General features: G+C 72.7%; 18 protein-coding genes. 7 read left to right on the top strand and 11 right to left on the bottom strand.

Annotated elements, in window-relative coordinates:
* Positions 1-195: 195 nt before the first annotated feature.
* Positions 196-468, top strand: coding sequence for a hypothetical protein (locus IE136_RS19640; protein ID WP_189600969.1), 273 nt, complete (start codon positions 196-198; stop codon positions 466-468).
* Positions 469-474: 6 nt separating this feature from the next.
* On the opposite strand, the gene IE136_RS19635 is transcribed toward IE136_RS19640, so the two are convergent.
* A complete protein-coding gene (locus tag IE136_RS19635; RefSeq protein ID WP_158987719.1) occupies positions 475-1,218 on the bottom strand; it encodes an RDD family protein in 744 nt (247 codons plus the stop codon).
* A gap of 95 nt (positions 1,219-1,313) precedes the next feature.
* A complete protein-coding gene (locus IE136_RS19630; RefSeq protein ID WP_158987720.1) occupies positions 1,314-2,843 on the bottom strand; it encodes an RDD family protein in 1,530 nt (509 codons plus the stop codon).
* A gap of 276 nt (positions 2,844-3,119) precedes the next feature.
* Here IE136_RS19630 and IE136_RS19625 point away from each other — a divergent pair, with 276 nt between their 5' ends.
* A complete protein-coding gene (locus tag IE136_RS19625; protein WP_158987722.1) occupies positions 3,120-3,611 on the top strand; it encodes an SsgA family sporulation/cell division regulator in 492 nt (163 codons plus the stop codon).
* A gap of 17 nt (positions 3,612-3,628) precedes the next feature.
* Here the strand turns inward: IE136_RS19625 and IE136_RS19620 are convergent, their stop codons facing one another.
* Positions 3,629-5,008 carry an FAD-binding oxidoreductase gene (locus IE136_RS19620; protein WP_158987724.1) on the bottom strand — a complete coding sequence of 460 codons (1,380 nt, stop codon included), beginning with the start codon at positions 5,006-5,008 and terminating at the stop codon, positions 3,629-3,631.
* A gap of 109 nt (positions 5,009-5,117) precedes the next feature.
* On the opposite strand from IE136_RS19620, the gene IE136_RS19615 reads away from it, so the two are divergent.
* Positions 5,118-6,593: a tetratricopeptide repeat protein gene (locus tag IE136_RS19615; protein ID WP_158987726.1), complete on the top strand. Its 1,476-nt coding sequence runs from the start codon at positions 5,118-5,120 to the stop codon at positions 6,591-6,593.
* 15 nt (positions 6,594-6,608) lie between these two features.
* On the opposite strand, the gene hppD is transcribed toward IE136_RS19615, so the two are convergent.
* Positions 6,609-7,754: a 4-hydroxyphenylpyruvate dioxygenase gene (gene hppD / locus IE136_RS19610; RefSeq protein WP_158987728.1), complete on the bottom strand. Its 1,146-nt coding sequence runs from the start codon at positions 7,752-7,754 to the stop codon at positions 6,609-6,611.
* Positions 7,755-7,875: 121 nt separating this feature from the next.
* On the opposite strand from hppD, the gene IE136_RS19605 reads away from it, so the two are divergent.
* The 3 genes from IE136_RS19605 to IE136_RS19595 all read left to right on the top strand — a co-directional run bounded on the left by IE136_RS19605 (position 7,876) and on the right by IE136_RS19595 (position 10,679).
* Positions 7,876-8,349, top strand: a complete 474-nt coding sequence (locus tag IE136_RS19605) for an Lrp/AsnC family transcriptional regulator (RefSeq protein ID WP_158987730.1) — start codon at positions 7,876-7,878, stop codon at positions 8,347-8,349.
* A gap of 77 nt (positions 8,350-8,426) precedes the next feature.
* On the top strand, positions 8,427-9,008 hold the full coding sequence (locus tag IE136_RS19600) for a winged helix-turn-helix domain-containing protein (protein WP_158987732.1): 582 nt from the start codon (positions 8,427-8,429) through the stop codon (positions 9,006-9,008).
* 231 nt (positions 9,009-9,239) lie between these two features.
* Positions 9,240-10,679, top strand: a complete 1,440-nt coding sequence (locus IE136_RS19595) for an MFS transporter (protein WP_189601078.1) — start codon at positions 9,240-9,242, stop codon at positions 10,677-10,679.
* Here IE136_RS19595 and IE136_RS19590 read toward each other — a convergent pair.
* Together IE136_RS19590 and IE136_RS19585 are read right to left on the bottom strand one after the other, a co-directional pair.
* Positions 10,612-11,406 (bottom strand): S16 family serine protease, encoded by a 795-nt coding sequence (locus IE136_RS19590; RefSeq protein WP_158987734.1) that lies wholly within the window; start codon positions 11,404-11,406, stop codon positions 10,612-10,614. The genes IE136_RS19595 and IE136_RS19590 overlap by 68 nt on opposite strands.
* 10 nt (positions 11,407-11,416) lie before the next feature.
* Positions 11,417-12,622, bottom strand: a complete 1,206-nt coding sequence (locus tag IE136_RS19585) for an alpha/beta hydrolase family protein (RefSeq protein ID WP_189600967.1) — start codon at positions 12,620-12,622, stop codon at positions 11,417-11,419.
* Positions 12,623-12,711: 89 nt separating this feature from the next.
* On the opposite strand from IE136_RS19585, the gene IE136_RS19580 reads away from it, so the two are divergent.
* A complete protein-coding gene (locus tag IE136_RS19580; RefSeq protein WP_189600966.1) occupies positions 12,712-13,677 on the top strand; it encodes an ArsR/SmtB family transcription factor in 966 nt (321 codons plus the stop codon).
* 113 nt (positions 13,678-13,790) lie between these two features.
* Here IE136_RS19580 and IE136_RS19575 read toward each other — a convergent pair whose 3' ends face one another.
* The 5 genes from IE136_RS19575 to IE136_RS19555 all read right to left on the bottom strand — a co-directional run bounded on the left by IE136_RS19575 (position 13,791) and on the right by IE136_RS19555 (position 18,792).
* A complete protein-coding gene (locus IE136_RS19575) occupies positions 13,791-14,432 on the bottom strand; it encodes an IclR family transcriptional regulator (protein WP_158987738.1) in 642 nt (213 codons plus the stop codon).
* A 366-nt stretch (positions 14,433-14,798) separates the two neighbouring features.
* A complete protein-coding gene (locus tag IE136_RS19570; RefSeq protein ID WP_158987740.1) occupies positions 14,799-16,589 on the bottom strand; it encodes a DEAD/DEAH box helicase in 1,791 nt (596 codons plus the stop codon).
* Positions 16,590-16,710: 121 nt separating this feature from the next.
* A complete protein-coding gene (locus IE136_RS19565; RefSeq protein ID WP_158987742.1) occupies positions 16,711-17,082 on the bottom strand; it encodes a type II toxin-antitoxin system death-on-curing family toxin in 372 nt (123 codons plus the stop codon).
* Positions 17,079-17,276, bottom strand: a complete 198-nt coding sequence (locus IE136_RS19560) for an Arc family DNA-binding protein (protein WP_158987744.1) — start codon at positions 17,274-17,276, stop codon at positions 17,079-17,081. Before IE136_RS19560 ends, IE136_RS19565 begins: the two co-directional genes overlap by 4 nt.
* Positions 17,277-17,304: 28 nt before the next feature.
* A complete protein-coding gene (locus IE136_RS19555) occupies positions 17,305-18,792 on the bottom strand; it encodes an MFS transporter (RefSeq protein ID WP_189600965.1) in 1,488 nt (495 codons plus the stop codon).
* Between the last annotated feature and the right edge of the window lie 70 nt (positions 18,793-18,862).

The following is an 18,862-nucleotide window of genomic DNA, read 5'->3' as shown; positions in this document are numbered from 1 at the left end:
CCGATAGTCGGACACCACGGAAACACCATCCGAACGGTCAACCGGCGCACTGCGCAAGGGGATTGGCTCACTCGATGACTCCATGCGCCCCCCGTGCACCGGTACCGTGGGTTAGGTCACGCTTACACCCGCTCCGCTCGGGCATCCACCGTCGTAGAGTCCGATCGACCCGATGCTTCGAGGACGGTACCCGTCATGCCGCGTCCGAACGCCGCACAGCTCGCCTACGGTTCGACCACCGTCGTCTTCGCGACCGTCGCTCTGCTGCTGCTGTCCCGCACGACCACGGCCTTGGGCGTCGCCGTGATCTGTGCCACGGGGCTGATCCTCGGACTCCTCGTCGCCGTGACCATGCCGGCGCACCGGAAGGCGGAGCCGTCCGCCGTGGCGCACGTCCCCCAGCACGGAGAGAACCGGGCACCGGCCGTCCGCGTGGGTGCGGGGGCCGATACCCGGATCGGTTCCTGACGACCCCTACCGCGCCACGGACACCACCACGGTCTTGGCGGCCTTGTCGTGCAGACCCTGCTTGTAGGGCTTGTCGATGATGATCAGGATCAGGATGAGCAGGGGCCACAGGCAGGCGCAGCAGATCAGCGCGGGGAGCCACAGCACCACGGCGCGGATCAGCGAGGCGTTCATCGGCGGCGTGGAGCCGTCGTTGAGCATCGCGACCCGCAGCTTCATCCACTTCTTGCCCAGCGTCTGACCGTTCTTGGCCGTCATCACGGTGTCGTACGCGAGATACGCGACGATGGTGATGAGCTGGAAGACCAGCTGGCTGCCGCCGTTGTAGCTGTTGATCGTGTCACCGAAGTCGTTGTCGCCGTCGGTCGCCCGGGTGTAGATGTCGAACGGGATGCCGATGATCGCGAGCGGTACGGCGATGATCAGCCAGTCGATGATCCTCGCGACGATGCGCCGGCCGGTCTCGGCGAGCGGCGGCATCCCGGCCAGGGGATCGCCACCGCCGTAGCCGCCGCCGTAACCCCCGTACGGCGGAGGGGGAGGCGCGCTGTCGTACGGCGAGCCGTACGGGCCTCCCGGTGGCGGCCCTCCCGGAGGAGGACCGCCCGGAGGAGGACCCTCGGGCGGCGGACCCCCGGGGGGCGGGGTGCCGTACGGAGACCCCGCCGACGGCGGCGTGGGGTCCTGCGGCTTCTTGAGGAACGGATCGTCCTCGGGCGGCTGGCCGGGCGTCGGCTGGTCGTTGCTCATGGGGGCAGTGCACCGCGCGGGACACCACCCCGCAACGATTCGCCGCCCGTTCGGGGGACCGCCGTTCGGGGCCGCGCTTCAGCGGGCCGCGAACGCTAGCCGGCCACGAAGGTGTGCGCCGCCTTGTCGTGCCAGCACTGCCGCCAGGGGCGGTCGAAGAGGCACCAGAGCACATTGAGGACGCCGAGGACGAGCAGTCCGAGGACGCTGTAGACCAGCCAGCGGCGCAGGGCCGCGCCGAAGGTCGGCGGTTCGTGCGCCTCGATGTCCCGCACATCGAGCCCGCACAGCTTCTTGCCCAGCGTGCGACCCCACTTGGCGGTCGGCACCGCTTCGTACAGCGCGCCGAGGACGAGGAGGGCGGCGAGCGCGATGCCGAAGTAGAGGGAGGTGGTGCCGTCCAGCAGCCAGACCTGGACGGTGAGACCGGACTGCTTGGCCGCCTCGATCTTGCCGTCGATGTGGTCGAGCGCCTTGGTGACGAAGGGGAAGGACACCGCGCCGGTGATCGCGCCCAGCACCAGGGTGTCGACGAGCCGGGCGAGGAGCCGCTTCCCGAGCCCGGCCGGCCGGGCCGAGGCCTGCGCGCGGGCGGCCTGGAGGAAGGGGTCCTCGACCGGCGGCTTCCAGGGGAGGACAGGCTGCTCGGCCTCGGCGGCGGCAGCGGGCTGCTGCGCCTGGGCGAGCTGGTGCACCTGCTGGGGCCACGAATGCGCGCCACCGCCGGGACCGGTGGTCACGGGACCTTGACCGGAGGCGGGTGCGGGCTGCTGGGCCTGGGCGGCCTGCGCCTGGGCGGGTGCGTGGGTCTGGGCCGGGACGTGGGGCTGCGGGGCGGCCTGCGGCCCCTGCGGGGCCTGAGCCGGCGCCGGCGTCCGGGCCGCCGGAGCGGCCGACGCGGCCTGAGCGGCCTGGGGGTTGCGCGGGCTCTCCGGAGGGAGGGCGCGAATGGTCATCGTGCCCTCGGACACCGGCGCGGACGCCCGCGCCGCCTCCGGCCGCACCTGCCGTACGCCGGGCAGCGCGCCGCCCGTCGGGTCGGCGGCCGGGCCGGGGGCGGACGCCGGGGTCACCGGCATCCCGCCGAGCCGCGCCGGGGACGAGCTGGGCGCGGGCCGGGAATCGGCGGCCACGCGGGGGTCCTGCGCGGGCGCCTGGGACCGCGGCGGCTCGCCGCCGGCGGGGGCGCCGGGCCCCGGGTCCCCCTGCTCCGTCTCCGGCGCGCCCCAGGAGACCTTCTGGTCCCGGTCGCCGCCGAAGCCGGTCTGCCGGGAGACGTCCGCCTGCCAGGCCGAGGCCGGCTCGGGCTCGGGCCGCGTCTCGGCGACCGGTTCCTCGTCCAGGAAGACCGGACCGGTCTCCTCCACCGCCTGAACCGGAGCGGCCGCCGGCGCGGAGGCGGACGCGGGGACGGGTGCGGGCGAGGGGTTCGGGACCAGTGCCGGTCCGGCCGGCATCGCCGAGACCGGCGCCGCGGGCAGGGACTCGCCCTCCTTGGGCGCGGGCCGGCTCGTCCCGGGCACCCAGGCGCCCCCGTTCCAGTACCGGATGTATCCGGGAATGGACGGGTCCGGGTAGTACCCGGCCTGCGGTACCTCTCCGCCGCCTCCAGGAGGAGTAGCCACTGCCCCGACTCCGTTCCGTCACAACGCTTGTCTCAGGGAGGACAGTAACGAAGAACGCCGCTCTGGGAACAAAGAGGCCGACAGAAACCCGCCTTCGAGCGACATACCCACAAAACCTGCCACTCACCGTTACGCTCAGGCCGACGATCCTCCGGAATCCGGCCCGGAGAAACTCTTCGGAAAACTCTCCCGAAGTCGCGTAATGGCCGAAGCGGAGCACGCTCTCTCCCCGTGCGGGCCCATCCGGGGCCCCGTAACACGCGAAGGAGCGGGACCGTGCAGAACACCGAGAACACCGTCGTGGAGCGGGAACTGGAGCTGAAGCTGGTGCTCTCCCCCGAGCGCAGCATCCCCGTCCCGGCCCGGCTCGGCTACCGCACCGACGACCCGTACGCCGTCCACATCACCTTCCACACCGGCTCGGACCACCCCGTCAACTGGACGTTCGCGCGCGAACTGCTCGTCGAGGGGGTGTTCCGGCCGTGCGGTCACGGTGACGTCCGTATCCGGCCCACCGAGGTCGACGGCCGCGGCGTGGTCCTGATGGCGCTCTCCTCCCCCGACGGCGACGCGCTGCTCGAAGCGCCCTCCGCGCAGGTGTCCGCCTGGCTGGAGCGGACCCTGCGCGTCGTCCCGCCGGGCACCGAGTCCGAGCAGCTCGGCATCGACGACGGGCTCGCCGGACTCCTGGCCACCACCGCGGTGACCGACGAGCCGTGGCTGCGCGGCCCTTGGCCCTCCGACGAGCCGCAGGACGGTGAGATGTGACGCCCCCGCCGGAGGGGTCAGAAGATCTTTCCGGGGTTCAGGATCCCCAGCGGGTCGAAGGTCCGCTTGATGCCCCGCTGCAACTCCACACCGACCGGCCCCAACTCCCGCGCCAGCCACTCCTTCTTCAGGACGCCCACCCCGTGCTCGCCGGTGATCGTGCCCCCCAGCGCGAGACCGAGCGCCATGATCTCGTCGAAGGACTCCCGCGCCCGCCGGGACTCGTCCTCGTCGGCGTGGTCGAAGCAGACCACGGGATGGGTGTTGCCGTCGCCGGCGTGCGCGCAGACGCCGATGGTCAGCCCGTATTTCTCGGCGATGGCGGAGGTGCCGTCGAGCATCGCGGCGAGCTTCGTCCGCGGCACGCACACGTCGTCGATCATCGTCGCGGACTTGATCGTCTCCAGGGCCGTCAGGGACAGCCGGCGCGCTTGGAGGAGGAGTTCGGACTCGGCGGCGTCCTCGGCGGGCACGACCTCGGTGGCGCCGGCCGCGACGCACAGCTCCCCGACGGCGGCCAGATCGGCGCCCGGATCAGGGGTGTCGAAAGCGCACAGGAGCAACGCCTCGGTGGTGTTCGGCAGCCCCATGTTCGCGAGCGCGTTGACCGCCTGGACGGTGGTGCGGTCCATCAGTTCGAGCAGGGACGGGGTGTGGCCGCGCTCCATGATCGCGCAGACGGCCTCACAGGCGGCTGCCGTGGAGGGGAACTCGGCGGCGAGCGCGAGCTGGACGGGCGGCCGCGGCCGCAGCGCGAGGGTCGCCCCGACGACGATGCCGAGACTGCCCTCCGAGCCGACGAAGAGCCGGGTCAGGTCATATCCGGCGACCCCCTTGGCGGTGCGGCGGCCGGTGGAGAGCAGCCGGCCGTCGGCGAGGACCACGTCCAGGCCGAGGACGTACTCGGCCGTCACCCCGTACTTCACGCAGCACAGACCGCCGGAGGCGGTGCCGATGTTCCCGCCGATGGTGCACATCTCCCAGCTGGAGGGGTCCGGCGGGTAGTACAGGCCGTGCTCGTCGACGGCCCGGGACAGGACGGCGTTGACCACGCCCGGCTCGACGACGGCGATCCGGTCGACCGGGTTGATCTCCAGGATGCGGTCCATCTTCGCCAGCGACAGCACGATGCAGCCCTCTGAGGCGTTGGCCCCACCGGACAGGCCGGTGCGCGCACCCTGCGGGACGACCGGGACCCGCAGCGCGGTCGCGGTGCGCATGACGTGCTGGACCTGCTCGACGGTGCGCGGCAGCACGACGGCGGCGGGGGTGCCGGCCGGGCAGAAGCTCGCCATGTCGTGGGCGTAGGAGGCGGTGACGTCCGGGTCGGTGATCAGGGCCTCGGCGGGCAGGCCCGCGCGCAGTGCCTCGTGGAGCCGCGTCAGAAGATCGTCCATGCGTCCAGCGTGGCACCCGGGGCCATCGGTGTGAACCCGCCCGGCGTTCGCCTTCGCCGAGCGGAGTGGACGCTTCGTGTGCTCTTCGTACTGGCGCACAGTGAGCGCCATGAAGACGGAGAACGTGTCGAGGACGGTGCTCGCGGCCGGGGTGGGGGCGGTGTTCGCGGCGACGGCTCTGCTGTACGCCCCCGAGTTCGCCCCCGGCCTGTTCGACGACGGGCCGCCGCCCGCTCCCGGGCCGGTCGCGCGGGCGGTGCTCGCGGCGAACGCCGGCACCCAGGCGTCGCTGCCGGATCTGGCCGCGCTGATCGGCGACCGCGAGACCTGGCTGAAGAAGCACCCGGCCGACGACGCGTCATGGGCGGTGCTGGGGGCGGCGTACACGGAGCGGGGCGCGCGGCTCGGCGACGCCTCCTACTACCCGCGGGCCGAACGGGCCCTGCGCCGCTCGCTGGAGGTGCTGCCGGCCGCGCGCGGGAACCTCGACGCGCAGCTGGGCCTCGGCGCGCTGGCCAACGCCCGGGGCGACTGGAAGACGGCGCGGACGTGGGGCGAGGCGGTCGCGAAGAAGAACCCGAAGCGCTGGTCGGCGTACCCGGTGCTGATCGACGCCTACAACGGGCTCGGGGAGTACGCGTCGGCCCGGAAGGCGATGGCCTCGCTGGAGGAGCTGCACTCGGGCGGGGCGGTCAGCGGGCGGGCGGCCCAGACGTACCGTGACCGCGGCTGGCGTGAGGACGCGTGGGCGGCGGCGACGGACGCGGTGGCGCAGGCGGAGACGCCCGCGGAGAAGGCGGCGGCGCTCGGCCGGCTCGGTGACCTGGCGTGGGAGAGGGGCGAGCCTGAGGAGGCGGTGGCGCAGTACGGGACGGCGCTGGGTGTCGTACCGGACCACGGTCCGTCGCTGGCCGGGCGGGCGCGGGCGCGGGCGGCGCTCGGCCGCACGGCCGAGGCGCTCGGCGACTACCGGGCGGTGCTGGCGCGGCTCCCGCTGCCGGAGTACGTCCTGGAGGCGGGCGAGCTCTACCAGTCACTGGGCCTGGACGAGGACGCGCGGTCCCAGTACGAGCAACTGCGGACGAGGACGTGGACGCACGGCCCGTACGGGGAGGTCGTCCTCGGGCTGTTCGAGGCGGACCACGGCGACGCGGACGCGGCGGTGCGGCGGCTGAAGGCCGAATGGGAGCGCGGGCACCGGTCGGTGCGGGTGGCGGACGCGCTGGGATGGGCGCTCTTCCGGGCCGGGGAGCCGAAGGAGGCGCTGGAGTACGCGAAGAAGGCCACCGACGAGGGACTGCGGAGCGCGCTGTTCTCGTACCACCGGGGCGAGATCGAGCGCGCCCTGGAGGAGTTCGGGCCGGCCCGTCGCCATCTGGCGGAGGCCCTGCGGATCAACCCGCGTTTCTCGCCGCTGCTGGCGCCGAAGGCCGAGGCGGCGGTGGCGGCCCTCGGGGAGCCGCCGGACGAGCTGCCCGACGAGTTGCGGTCGGCGTCCGGGGGCGACGGCGCGAGCGAGGGCGTTCCGGCCGACGGCGCGGAGGTCCCGGCGCCCCGGGAGACCCCCGAGGCGCCGAGACCGTAACCGCCGGCGTGACCGTTACAGGTTGCCGCGCTTGGCCTGCTCGCGCTCGATCGCCTCGAAGAGGGCCTTGAAGTTGCCCTTGCCGAAGCCCATGGAGCCGTGGCGCTCGATCATCTCGAAGAAGACGGTCGGGCGGTCCTGGACCGGCTTGGTGAAGATCTGCAGCAGGTAGCCGTCCTCGTCGCGGTCGACGAGGATCTTCAGCTCGCGCAGGGTCTCGACGGGCACCCGGGTCTCGCCGGCCCACTCGCCGAGGGTGTCGTAGTACGAGTCCGGGGTGTCGAGGAACTGGACACCGTTGGCCCGCATGGAGCGGACGGTGGCGACGATGTCGTTGGTGGCGAGCGCGATGTGCTGGACACCCGCGCCGCCGTAGAACTCCAGATACTCGTCGATCTGCGACTTCTTCTTCGCGATCGCCGGCTCGTTGATCGGGAACTTCACCTTGAGGGTGCCGTCCGCGACCACCTTGGACATCAGCGCCGAGTACTCGGTGGCGATGTCGTCGCCCACGAACTCCTTCATGTTCGTGAAGCCCATGACCTTGTTGTAGAAGGCCACCCACTCGTTCATCTTGCCGAGCTCGACGTTGCCGACGCAGTGGTCGATGGCCTGGAAGGTGCGCTTGGCCGGCGGCTCGACGATCGGGTCGGCGGCCACGAACCCCGGCAGGTACGGGCCGTCGTAGCCGGAGCGCTCGACGAGGGTGTGGCGGGTCTTGCCGTACGTGGCGATGGCGGCGAGGACGACGACCCCGTGGTCGTCCTTGACCTCGTACGGCTCGGTGATGCCGGTGGCGCCGTGCTCGACGGCGTAGGCGTACGCGGCGCGCGCGTCGGGCACCTCGATCGCCAGGTCGACCACGCCGTCGCCGTGCTCGGCGACGTGGTCGGCGAGGAAGCGGCCCCGGTCGCTGGAGGCCTTGATGACGGAGGTGAACACGAAGCGGGCGGCGCCGTTCGTCAGGACGTAACTGGCGGTCTCGCGGCTGCCGTTCTCCGGTCCGGAGTAGGCGACGAGCTTCATTCCGAAGGCCGTGGAGTAGTAGTGCGCGGCCTGCTTGGCGTTGCCGACGGCGAAGACGACCGCGTCCATTCCCTTCACGGGGAAGGGGTCGGCCTGCCGCGCCGTGGAGGGGGTGTGCTGGATGGTCTCAGTCATGGGGGCAGAGTCCCGCCGATCGGCAAGCTGCGCAATAGTTCGCCGTGCGACTGGGCAATATGCTCAGCGACCGGCCGATAGAGCCGCTCGACTTGTACAGGATGACCATGGGGAGGCCGCTATGGCGATCGATCATCTGGACGGGCGCCTGATCGTGCTGCTCGCACGGGAGCCGCGCATCGGGGTCCTGGAGGCATCGCGGCGGCTGGGCGTCGCGCGCGGCACGGTCCAGGCCCGGCTCGACCGTCTCCAGTCGAACGGCGTGATCCGCGGCTTCGGCCCGCAGGTGGACCCGGCCGCCCTCGGCTATCCGGTGACCGCCTTCGCCACCCTGGAGATCAAGCAGGGACAGGGGCAGGACGTCCGGGCCCACCTCTCGACCGTGCCCGAGGTCCTGGAACTGCACACGACCACCGGTCACGGCGACATGCTCTGCCGCCTGGTCGCGCGCTCCAACGCCGACCTCCAGCGGGTGATCGACCGGGTCGTCGGCTTCGAGGGCATCGTCCGGGCCTCGACGGCGATCGTGATGGAGAACCCCGTACCGCTGCGGATCATCCCGCTGGTGGAACAGGCGGCGGAGGACGCCGGCTGACTCCGGAACGGCGTCCGCAAAGGAGTACTTGCAAAGAATCCCTTGCAACTAATCCTTTGCAACTCTAGGCTCGATCCATGTCCGCACCCGAGGAACGCGTCAGCCGCACGCTCGACCCGCGCTCACTGCGCGGGCTCGCCCACCCGCTCCGCATCCAGTTGCTGCGCGCCCTGCGCCACCACGGGCCCGCCACCGCCTCCCAACTGGCGGAGCGGCTCGGCGAGTCCAGCGGCGCGACCAGCTACCACCTCCGCCAGCTCGCCGCGCACGGCTTCGTGGAGGACGACCCGACCCGGGGCAAGGGCCGGGAACGGTGGTGGAAGGCGGCCCAGCAGGGCACGTACGTCGACGAGTCGCTGTACCGGAACGCCGACCCCGAGGTCCGGGGCGCCATGGAGGTCTACCTCCACGAGATCGCGACCATCCACACCCAGGAGCTGAACACCTGGCTCGGCACCCGCCACGACTGGGACGCGGCCTGGGCCGGCGCGTCCGACATGAGCGACTTCATCCTGCGCCTGCCGCCCGAGCGGCTGCACGAGCTCAACGTCAAGATCCACGACCTGATCGGCGAGTACCACGCGAGCGCGGACCCCGAGGCTCCGGGCGCCGCCCGCGTACGGATGCACCTGCACGCGTTCCCCCAGCACGAGAACTGACGGAAGGGACCACGACGACGCCATGCACCCCGACATCCATCTTCAGCTCCACCGCCTCGACGCCGCCGAACTCCGGTGGGCGGCGGCCCACACACTCCCCCGCACGCCGCTCCGTACGCACGTCGGCTGGGCCCTGGTCACGTTAGGACTGCGCCTGGCCGTGCCCGCCACCGCCCGACCCCGCCCGCTCGTCGCGTGAGCGCCGCGCCGGAGGGACAGCCGGGGAAACCACTGGGGAAACCGCCGGCGGGACCGCCGGGGGGACAGCCGGGGGGAGGCTCCTCGCGCGCACCGCTGGCGACCGTCCTGGCCGCCAACGCGGTCTCGGTCACCGGCAATTCGCTCACTCTCATCGGCGTCCCGTGGTTCGCCCTGGAGACCACGGGAAGCCCCGGCAAGGCGGGGTTCGTCGCCTTCTGCGCGGCACTCCCCGTCGTCGTCTCCGCGATCGTCGGCGGTCCGGTCATCGACCGCATCGGCCGTCGCCGGATCAGCGTCGCCTCCGATCTCGTCTGCGGCCTCGCCCTGGCCGCGATCCCGCTCCTGCACGGCGCGGGGCTCCTGCGGTTCTGGATGCTGTGCGCGCTCATGGCCGTCACCGGCCTGTTCCACGCGCCCGGCGAGACGGCCAGGTACGTCCTCGTCCCCGACCTCGCCCAGCGCGCGGGCGCCCCGCTCGCCCGGGCCGCGAGCCTCTACGACGCCGTCTCGCGCGGCGCCCGGATGACGGGCGCGGCCCTCGCCGGCGTCCTGGTCGCCCTCATCGGCGCGGAAACGGTTCTGCTCCTGGACGCCGTCTCCTTCGGGCTCTCCGCGCTTCTCGTCCTGGCCGGCCTGCGGGGCGTGCCGTCCGCCGAGCCGCAGCGGAACCCGGCCCCCATCTCCCTCGCCGGCTACCGCGCCGAACTGCGCGAGGGGTACGCCTTCGTGCTCCGCTCCCGGCTGCTGCTGGGCGTCGTCCTGATGGTGATGGTCACCAACGGACTGAACCAAGGCTGGAGTTCGGTACTTCTGCCCGTCCACGCCCGGCAGAACCTGGAAGGCTCCGCCGCCCTCGGTCTGCTCGTCGCCGTCTTCGGCGGCAGCGCGCTGCTCGGCGCCCTGCTCTACGGAGCCGTCGGGCACCGCCTCCCGCGCCGGGCCGTCTTCACCGCCGGCTTCCTGCTCTGCGGCGCACCGCCGTACGTCGTGGCCGCGTTCACCGACACCACGGCGCCGCTGCTCGCCACCATGGCGGCGGCCGGGCTGGGGGCCGGGGTGCTCAACCCGATCCTGGCAACCGTCGCGTACGAACGCGTCCCCGACGAACTGCGCAGCCGGGTCTCCGGGGTGACCACGGCCGGAGTGCTCCTGACCACCCCGCTCGGCGGCCTCGCCGCAGGCCAGTTGATCGAGTGGGCCGGTCTGGCGACCGCGCTGCTCGCGCTGGGAGCCGTCTACCTCCTCGCCACGCTCGCGCCGGCGGTGTTCCCGTCCTGGCGGGAGATGGACCACCCGGCGGACGGCTTGGCGGACGACCTGGTGGCGGGCGCGGGAGCCTCGGAGGCCGGCGCGGGGGACGGCTCGGGCGACGGCCCGAGGGACGCGGCCGCCGGTGCGGGGCTCAGCAGCTCGGGATCTGCGCCTCCTGCCCCCGCTCCAGCGCCTTCAAGGACGACACCGCGTCGTTGAGTGTGGAAACCGGGATCAGTCGCATGCCCTGCGGCAGCTCGGCCTCCGCCTCGGAGCACTCCGCCTTCGGTACGAGGAAGACGCTCGCGCCGTCCCGTCCGGCGGCCTGGGTCTTCAGGGAGACCCCGCCGACCGCGCCGACCGTCCCGTCGGGCTCGATCGTCCCCGTCCCGGCGATGGTCCTGCCGCCCGTGAGATCGCCGCCCGCTCCGTCGCCGGCGAGCTTGTCGACGATGCCCAGGGAGAAGAGGAATCCGGCGCTCGGCCCGCCGATGTCGGCGAGGTGGAGGGTGACCCTGACGTCCTTCGGATCCAGCTTGAGATGACGGAGGGCGGCCATGGTGGCCGCGTCCTGCGACTCCTTCATCTGCCCGAGGTTGTGCTTCTCCACCTCGGCGTCCGACTTGCCCGGCGGGTAGACGGAGTCGCGCGGCAGCACGGCCCGGTCGGCACGGAACCAGGCGTCGGCGACGGTCGCGAAGTCGTTGTCCACGCTCGGGCCGGTGGCCACGATGGTCGTCATCAGCAGCTTGCCCTCCGTCGGCCGGACGGGAGCGCCGCTGACCGTGATCACCGGCCGCCCCTCGTCCGCGCCGAGCACGTCGGCGGTCGAACCGGGCTGTGCGATGGCGTACGGCAGCGGCGCGAGCCCGACGACGGCGAAGAGCGCGGCGACGGGCAGGGCGCAGAGCGCGAGCGCACGGGTGCGCGTGAGACGGGAGAGCACGCCCCCCAATCTACTGGGCGGCCACCGGGCGGCTACGGACGGCCGAGGGCGAGCCCGTCGGCCGGACATTCCGCGTGAAGAACGTACGTACCTGGCAGCGCACCGCCCGTACCGACGCCCTGGGTCCGATGGTGCCGACCATCTCGGTCCGGGCCGCGGTGCTCATCAGGCCGGCGGCGTGCAGCTGCGGCACCAGAGCGGCGTAGTCGGTGAACGCCCAGTGCGAGGCGTCGTCGAGCTGCCGGCGGCGGGTACGGCCCCCGGGGTGGGCGAGCATCGCCGACCAGGAGCGGTCGAACCGGGCGTCGCGGAAGCCGTCGGTGCCGAGCAGGAGCAGCGGCCGGTCGACGCCGTACCGGGCGACGGGGAAGAGCTCGCCCTCCACCTGGTCCAGGTAACCCTCCAGGTTCACGGCGGCGGCGATCCGCCGGTCGTCGTACAGCGCCTGGGCGGCGGTCGTGCCGCCGGCCGAGTGGCCGTAGACCCCGATCCGCTCCAGATCCAGCGCGCGGCCCAGCTCCCCCGGCAGGCTCTCCAGCCGGTCGATCACGAAACGGATGTCCGCGAGCCGGGTGTCGATCATGGTGCGGCACTGCTCCGGTCCCGGCGGCCCGGTGAAGACGGTGGGGCGTACCTTCTCGCGCCCCGGCCGCTCGGCCGGGAAGTCCACCTCGCTCGCGTCCCCGGGATGGTCGACGGTGACGACCGCCCAGCCGTGGCTCGCGAGGTCCTCGGCGAGGGAGGTGCCCATGGTGCGGGCGTCGCCGCCCCCGGGGCTGTAGAGCAGTACGGGCCAGGGTCCGGGCAGGACGGGGGCGCCGACGTGGGTGTGGGTGACGGTGGCCGCCCAGTCGACGCCGGAACGGGGCAGCCATCCGGGGCGGATCGCCGGGGCGAGGAAGGCGAAGAGACCGGCGGCGCCCTCCGTCAGCTGGGGGGCAGGCGGGAAGCCGCGGACGGTACGGGCCGGGTGGCGGACGGTGACCATGACCTCCCGTACACCGATCGCGGGCGCCCACGGGTCGTTGCGAGCCGTGTCGACCAGGTGCAGGACGGTGGCGCCGACCTTGTACGGGCCGGTGGGAGCGGGCAGTCGAAGGGTGAGGTCCGCGGCGTGTGCCTCGACGGGGGTGAGCGCCAGGGCCGTGGCGGCGAGGGCGGCGGCCTTGACGACGGTACGCCGGTTCGGAAGGTGTGTCGGGAGGTGTGCTGTCATGCGGATCATGCTGGCGCCGGGCGGGTGGCCCGGGCGAAGGTTGAGGCCCTGCCCGAAAGGCTTGCGCGAGGTGAGGAGCGAGGAGCGCGGTGACACGGATCCATCTCACGGCCGAGGACGTCGCCCGGGTCCGGTTCGCGCCCCGGCCGGCTCCGGTGCAGGAGCTGAACGCGGCCTTCACGATGCTGTTCGGCCGCCGCGACGAGCTGCTCTTCGGCCGCTGGCGACGGCGGGTGCTGCGTTCCCTGCCGGGCGCGGTGGAGCCGCTGGGTGACCTGGTACCGGCGGGCCGGGCCCCGGTCTTCCTCGACGTCCTCGGCGAGACGCTCGACGAGGGCCTCGACCTGGTCGCGGCGGCGCGGCCTGAGCTGGTGCGGTCGGAACTGGAGCGGGTGTACGCGGGACACCCCTCGCCGCGCTGGATCCGCGAGCTGCACGGGGGCGACGGCGACGCCTGGCGGGTCCTGCGCCGGGCCCAGCGGGCCGCCTTCGAGACGATGCTGGCGCCGGTGTGGCCGCTGGTGCGGGACCTGCACCGGGCGGAGTTCGCGCGGGGCGCTCTGGCCTTCGCCGAACACGGCGTCGGCGCGGCGCTGCCGGCGCTGGTCGCGGGGAGCCGGCTGCGCGACGGCGTGTGGGAGTGGGCGGCGCCGGGCGAACGCGACGTCAGGCTCGACGGCCGCGGGCTGGTCCTGCTGCCGACCTTCCACTGGACGGGCCACCCCATGATCCAGGACCTGCCGGGCCGGCCGGTGGTCGTGACGTACGCGGCGGGCCCTGGCCTGCCCCTCGCACCGGACGGCGCGCCCGACTCGGCCGACTCCCTGGCGACGGTCCTCGGCCGGACCCGTCTCGCCCTGCTCCTCCTGCTGTCCCGGGAACACACGACGACGTCCCTGGCCCGCCGCCTGGGCGTCAGCAACGCAACGGTCTCGGCCCACGCGTCGGCCCTGCGGGGAGCGGGTCTGATCACGACGGCGAGAGCGGGCAGATCGGTCCTGCACCTCAGGACGGCACTGGGAACCCTGCTGGTGGGCGATCGCCCCCGCACCTGACCCAGTCAGGCGTGACCGCGGGGGCCACCGGAGCCGCCGGGCTGCCGTGAGCTGCGTAACGGCCGTACCCGCCGTAAAGGTCGTACCCGCCGTACCGGTCGTACCCGCGCGTCCTAGCGCAACGCGTCGGCGACTTCCCGGGCCGCGTCCATGACCCGCGGCCCGACCCGCTCCGGCACCGCGTCCGCGAGCATGACCACGCCCACGCTGCCCTCGATGCCGGTGACGCCGACCAGCGGAGCCGCCGCGCCGCTCGCGCCCGCCTCCAGCTCGCCGTGGGTGAGCGTGAAGCCCGGGTCGGTCAGGCCTCCCTGCCGCGCCGCGAGGATGGCGCGGCCGGCCGCGCCCCGGTCCAACGGGTGCCGGAAGCCGGCCCGGTAGGCCACGTGGTAGTCGGTCCAGGTCGGCTCGACGACCGCGACGGCCAGCGCCTCCGCCCCGTCCACCAGGGTCAGGTGGGCGGTCGCCCCTATGTCCTCGGCCAGGGAGCGCAGCGCGGGCAGCGCGGCCTCACGGACCAGCGGGTGGACCTGACGGCCCAGCCGCAGCACGCCGAGGCCGACCCGGGCGCGGCCGCCCAGATCCCGTCGTACGAGAGCGTGCTGTTCGAGTGTGGCGAGCAGACGGTAGACGACGGTCCTGTTGACCCCGAGTTTGTTGGACAACTCGGTGACGGTCAGGCCGTGGTCGGTGTCGGCGAGCAGTTTGAGGACTCGAAGTCCCCGGTCGAGCGTCTGGGAGGTTTCCGCGGTCACGACGCCCTCTCCTTCGGAGTGAGTGACGGCGGACCTTCAAACGAGAGCAGCGGCGCCGGTCCCGCGGCGACGCACGTCAGAGGCCGCCGGCAGGCCATGCGCACCGGCTGCGCTCCGCGGCGGCGCTGCCACGGGGCGGTTGCATTGCGGGGGACAGTAGCGAGCCACTCCGCTCAGCGGAAGACCTCGTCCAGAATCCGGGCGTCGACGACCGGATACAGCCGGTTCGGGTCTCAAGTCAGCCGGTCAGGAGAGTTCGACGGACATAACGGTGCCGACGTGGCAGCAAGCGGAAGGAGCCCCGAGCGCGAAAGGGCCCGCACGCGTCTGCGCGTACGGGCCCCGCCCCCGGACCGCACCTCGCACTCACCGCATGCGGGTGGCCCACTCCTGCACCTTCTTGATCCGCTCACGGATCTGCCCGGCCGTGGCCTCCGCGCTCGGCGGGCCGCCGCAGACCCGGCGGAGTTCGGTGTGGATGACCCCGTGCGGCTTGCCGCTCTGGTGTACGTACGCACCGACCATCGTGTTCAGCTGCTTGCGGAGTTCGAGCAGTTCCTTGTGCGAAACGACGGGCCGCCGCTCGGCTGGAAGCTCCAGCAGGTCCGCCTCGCCGTCCGGCTTCTTGCGGCTGTGCGCGATCTGCCGTGCCTGCCGCTTCTGCAGGAGCAGTTGCACCTGGTCGGGTTCGAGGAGCCCGGGGATGCCGAGGTAGTCCTGCTCCTCCTCACTCCCCGGGTGGGCCTGCATGCCGAACTCGGCGCCGTCGTACAGCACCCGGTCGAAGACGGCGTCGGACTCCAGCGCCTCGAAGGGCAGCATGTCCTGTTCGCCGGTGTCCTCGTCCTGCTGCTTCTCGGCCTCCGCCATCTCCTTCTCGGACTCGGCGTACGGGTCGTCCTCGCCGTCCTTCTTCGGCTTGTCGAGGACGTGGTCGCGCTCGACCTCCATCTCGTTGGCGAAGCCGAGGAGATTGGGGATCGTGGGAAGGAACACGGAGGCGGTCTCGCCGCGCCTGCGCGAACGTACGAAACGTCCGACGGCCTGGGCGAAGAAGAGGGGGGTCGAGATCGTGGTCGCGTACACCCCGACGGCGAGGCGGGGGACGTCGACGCCTTCGGACACCATACGGACGGCGACCATCCAGCGGTCGTTGCTCTCGCTGAACTCGTCGATCCGCTTCGAGGCGGCGGCCTCGTCGGAGAGCACGAGGGTGGCCTTGGTGCCGGTGATCTCGCGGATCAGCTTGGCGTACGCGCGGGCGGAGTCCTGGTCGCTCGCGATCACCAGACCGCCGGCGTCGGGGATGCCCTTCCTGACCTCCGTCAGACGCTGGTCGGCGGCGCGCAGCACGTTCGGCATCCAGTCGCCGCGCGGGTCGAGGGCGGTGCGCCAGGCCTGGGAGATGGCGTCCTTGGTCATGGGCTCGCCGAGGCGGGCGGCGATCTCGTCGCCGGCCTTGGTGCGCCAGCGCATGTTGCCGCTGTAGCTGAGGAAGATGACGGGCCGCACGACGCCGTCGCCCAGGGCGTTGCCGTATCCGTACGTGTAGTCGGCCGAGGACCGCCGGATGCCGTCGTTGCCCTCCTCGTACGTGACGAAGGGAATGGGGTTGGTGTCGGACCGGAAGGGCGTACCGGTCAGCGCGAGGCGGCGGGTGGCCGGGTCGAAGGCTTCGAGGCAGGCCTCGCCCCAGGACTTCGAGTCGCCGGCGTGGTGGATCTCGTCGAGGATGACGAGGGTCTTGCGCTGCTCGCAGCGGTTGCGGTGGAGCATGGGCCGCACGCCGACGCCTGCGTACGTGATGGCGACGCCCTGGTACTCCTTGCTGAGCGGCCCGGCGCTGTAGTCGGGGTCGAGCTTGATCCCTATGCGCGCGGCGGCCGCGGCCCACTGCTTCTTCAGGTGCTCGGTGGGTGCGACCACCGTCACCTGCTGGACGACATGGTGGTGCAGCAGCCAGGAGGCGAGGGTCAGCGCGAAGGTGGTTTTGCCGGCGCCGGGCGTCGCCACCGCGAGGAAGTCGCGGGGCTGCTCCTGGATGTACTTCTCCATGGCGCCCTGCTGCCAGGCTCGCAGCTTGTTGGCGGTGCCCCAGGGGGCACGGCCGGGAAAGGCGGGAGAGAGGTGATGGGAGGAGGTGGCGGTGGTAGTCACGGTCTCCGGTTCGACGCTCGTCCAGATACGACAACCGGGCCACCCTACCGGTGCGGCCGCCGCCACCCGGCCCGGACGAGGCCGTGACCTCGCGCGGTGCGGCGAGGGTCACAGCCTCGGGTCAGCGCGCGAACCCGGGCGGCTGCGCGGCGATCTTGGGCACGTCGAGCGCCCCCTGGCACACGTCCAGCTCGAAGATCTCGGCTTCGTCGACATCGAAGCCGGAGTCCGACGGGTGCCCGTTCAGGTGCGGGAAGACCCAGGTCGCGTACCAGGTGATGCGCTTGTCCCCGTCCACGAGGCCATGATTGCGGGCCGGCGATTCCATGTCCGCCGCGGCCTTCTGCCAGACGTCGGGGTATGCGTCCCGACCGAACACACTCGACCGGGGGCGCGCCAGGGCGGAGTCGAGGAGACCGTAGTCGCGCACCTCGTTCGCCCCGAGCCGCTCCGCGAGGTTCAGGAGCTCGGGAAGCGTGAGGTGATACGTCACGCGAACCGCCGGTTCGGCTCCTCGCTGACCTTCAGCACGTGCTCGGCCGCCTCGTCGAAGAGCCGGGAGTGCTCGTTCACCGCCCGGACCACGGCGTCGTGGGCGCAGGACTGCATGCTGCGGCCCTCCGCCTCGGCGCGCTCACGCAGCGCGTCCAGCTCTTCCTCGGTGAACCTGACATTGAGACCGGCCATGGCACCCACCGCGCGGTACCACGCGGGGTCATCGGCTCTTCGGCGCCTCTGCCCGATCCGGCCCTCCGAGCCGCGTCGCGACCCAGGCCCCCGCCGCCGCCACCCCCGCCATCGGCAGGAACACCGCCGCGAAGGCCGCCGGGTGCGAGGACGCGCCCGCGCTCGCGGCGGTGTGGGCGGCGTGACCCACCGCTCCCCCGCCCAGCGCGGCGAACGCCGCGCCGCCCGCCGCGAGCAGCAGCACGTTCGACAGGCCGTCGGAGATCTGCAGCGCCGCCGAGTTCGCGCCCGCCTCCTCCGGCGCCGACAGCTTCAGCAGCAGCACGCTCGTCGAGGCGATCACCATGCCCATCCCCAGGCACCCGAGCCCCCACGCCACCGCGACCACCCACACCGGCACCGAGGCGATCAGCACGCTCGGGGCGGCCGCGATCGCCGCCGCGACCAGGAGCATGCCGATCACGACCAGCCGCTCCCGGTACGGCTCCGTCCACGACCGCGACTGGAGGTACGAGCCGAACGCCCACGTGGCACCGCCGACGGCGAGCGAGAGGCCCGCGAGCGTCGGGCTCAGGCCCCGCTGGGTGACCAGCATGAGCGGTACGAAGGACTCGGCGGCGATGAAGGACCCCGCCGCGATCCCCCGCAGCAGCACCACGGACGGCAGTCCCCGGGCCGCGCGGTACGTGCCGCGCGGCAGCAGTCCGCGCGCCGCCGGCACCAGGAGCGCGGCCCCGGCCACGGCGGGGAGCAGCGAGAGCCAGCGCAGTTCCTGCCCCGCGTACTGCAGCAGCCCCGCCCCGGCCGAGATGCCGAGCGCGAGCCGGATCCGCCGCCGGTCGTACGGAGGCACCGGCGCGTCCGGGTCGGTCGGCCCGGAGGCGGTGCGCCGGATGGCGGGCAGGGCGAGCGCGAGCGGGAAGACGACGAGGACCGGGATGCCGACGAAGACCCAGCGCCAGCCGAGGTGTTCGGTGACGGTTCCGGAGGCGAGCGGCCCGACGACGGACGGGACGACCCAGCTGGCCGCGAAGGCGGCCATGATCGCCGGCCGCAGCGTCTCGGAGTAGGCCCGGCTGACGATGACGTACAGCGCGACGATCACCAGGCCGCCGCCGAGCCCCTGGACGGCCCGGCCGAGGACGAACAGCCACATCGTCCCGGCGGTGCCGGAGAGCAGCAGCCCGGCCGCGAAGGCGGAGATGCCGACGGTGAGCGGGGCGAGGGGCCCGCTGCGGTCGGACCACTGCCCGGACAGGACCATGGCGAAGAGGCTGGTGGTGAAGTACGCGGAGAAGGCGAAGGCGTAGAGGGGGATGCCGTTCAGCTCGCGGGCGGCGACGGGCATGGCCGTGCCGACGGCGGTCGCCTCGAAGGCGATGAGCAGGACGACGGAGACGATGCCGATGCTGAGCGCCCGGTGCTCCCGGTCGAGTACGGATCCGCCGGTGCGCTCCGGCAGGGGGGCGTCAGCGGGCGGGGCGACGCCGGTGTCGCGGGGGTCCAAGGCACTCATGCCCTTCAGAGTAAGGGGCATAGCAGCAGAAGGACCCTGTCGTCAGGACGGAGCCGGCTCGTCCCTTGGT

This window comes from Streptomyces lateritius, assembly GCF_014649715.1.
Lineage (GTDB): Bacteria > Actinomycetota > Actinomycetes > Streptomycetales > Streptomycetaceae > Streptomyces > Streptomyces lateritius.
The sequence above is the reverse complement of the archived record's forward strand: the minus strand, read 5'-3'. Positions and strand labels throughout refer to the sequence as shown.

Excerpts from the sequence above, each read along its gene's own strand:
- IE136_RS19640 (WP_189600969.1), top strand. The coding sequence starts at position 196 with ATGCCGCGTCCGAACGCCGCACAGCTCGCCTACGGTTCGACCACCGTC.
- IE136_RS19635 (WP_158987719.1), bottom strand. The coding sequence starts at position 1,218 with ATGAGCAACGACCAGCCGACGCCCGGCCAGCCGCCCGAGGACGATCCG.
- IE136_RS19620 (WP_158987724.1), bottom strand. The coding sequence starts at position 5,008 with ATGGACGATCTTCTGACGCGGCTCCACGAGGCACTGCGCGCGGGCCTG.
- IE136_RS19615 (WP_158987726.1), top strand. The coding sequence starts at position 5,118 with ATGAAGACGGAGAACGTGTCGAGGACGGTGCTCGCGGCCGGGGTGGGG.
- hppD (WP_158987728.1), bottom strand. The coding sequence starts at position 7,754 with ATGACTGAGACCATCCAGCACACCCCCTCCACGGCGCGGCAGGCCGAC.
- IE136_RS19605 (WP_158987730.1), top strand. The coding sequence starts at position 7,876 with ATGGCGATCGATCATCTGGACGGGCGCCTGATCGTGCTGCTCGCACGG.
- IE136_RS19600 (WP_158987732.1), top strand. The coding sequence starts at position 8,427 with ATGTCCGCACCCGAGGAACGCGTCAGCCGCACGCTCGACCCGCGCTCA.
- IE136_RS19585 (WP_189600967.1), bottom strand. The coding sequence starts at position 12,622 with ATGACAGCACACCTCCCGACACACCTTCCGAACCGGCGTACCGTCGTC.
- IE136_RS19560 (WP_158987744.1), bottom strand. The coding sequence starts at position 17,276 with ATGGCCGGTCTCAATGTCAGGTTCACCGAGGAAGAGCTGGACGCGCTG.
- IE136_RS19555 (WP_189600965.1), bottom strand. The coding sequence starts at position 18,792 with ATGAGTGCCTTGGACCCCCGCGACACCGGCGTCGCCCCGCCCGCTGAC.